Source organism: Psychrobacter sp. T6-1 (assembly GCF_052258445.1).
In genome coordinates, this window is the sequence record NZ_JBQQFC010000559.1 from 1 (window position 1) to 1,016 (window position 1,016).

A 1,016-nucleotide genomic window follows, 5' to 3' on the forward strand; every position below is an offset into this window, starting at 1 on the left:
CGACTAAAAAATAGTCTCTGTCAGTGCGTATTTGTGAATTATCAAATACGCCCTAGTTATACTAAATAAAAAGGACACGATAGTAATATTGTGTCCTTTTTATTTGTGTAGAGATAATGACAGGTCAGACTATATATTGACCGCTTAATCGCCGAGAGATAACCGTTTAATACGCGCCTTCGCTATAAATAAGCTCATAGCTGTGGCTGTATATTTCAACGATATTGCCAAACGGGTCTTCCATATAAATCATACGGTAAGGTTTTTCGCCGGGGTAGTAATAACGCGGTTTTTCCATACGCTTTTTGCCGCCAGCAGCGACAATGCGTTCAGCGAGCTCTTCCACGTTTGGATCTTGAACACAGAAGTGAAAAATACCTGTCTTCCAGTATTCAAAGTTGTTTTCAGGGTTTTCTTGATTTTTAAATTGAAATATTTCAACACCGATACGGTCACCAGTTGAGAGATGAGCGATACGAAAACTGCCCCAGCCTGAGCCAAAGACTTCCGTACACATCTCACCAATAGGGCTGTCATCTTCAACGATTTCGGTCGGCTCCATGATGGTGTACCAACCCATTACCTCGGTATAGAATTTTACCGCTGCTTCTAGGTCAGGGACGGAAAGGCCAATGTGCGAAAAGCTTCTTGGATAGACGTTATTCATCATTCATACTCCTGTTGTAATATGGGAGTAGTTTACAAAGCTATATCCATTACGTAAAATTATCATTTATTATAAAGATAAGTATATATCGTAATGATGAATATCACGTGGCTACGCACATTCTTTACCCTTGTTGAAGTGGGACATTTTACCCGCACTGCCGAGCGCCTACATATGACCCAGTCAGGCGTGAGTCAACACATACGTAAGCTTGAAAGTCAGTTAGATGTCGACTTGCTCATCCGCCAAGGGAAGCAGTTTTCACTAACGGATGCCGGCGAGGAGTTATATAGGGAAGCGGATGATATCTTGCAGCGTCTAGCAAATCTAGAACAGCGTATCGGTGATG

At 42.0% G+C, this 1,016-nt stretch carries 2 protein-coding genes; one reads left to right on the top strand and one right to left on the bottom strand.

The features are described 5' to 3' along the window. Window positions 1-166: 166 nt before the first annotated feature. Window positions 167-670 carry a lactoylglutathione lyase family protein gene (locus ACTXGO_RS14570; protein ID WP_443560272.1) on the bottom strand — a complete coding sequence of 168 codons (504 nt, stop codon included), beginning with the start codon at window positions 668-670 and terminating at the stop codon, window positions 167-169. Window positions 671-760: 90 nt separating this feature from the next. Here ACTXGO_RS14570 and ACTXGO_RS14575 point away from each other — a divergent pair. Next, the coding region (locus ACTXGO_RS14575; RefSeq protein ID WP_443575024.1) for a LysR family transcriptional regulator at window positions 761-1,016 on the top strand (256 nt) is incomplete at its 3' end.

Coding starts and splice junctions, on each gene's coding strand:
- ACTXGO_RS14570 (WP_443560272.1), bottom strand. CDS start 670: ATGATGAATAACGTCTATCCAAGAAGCTTTTCGCACATTGGCCTTTCC.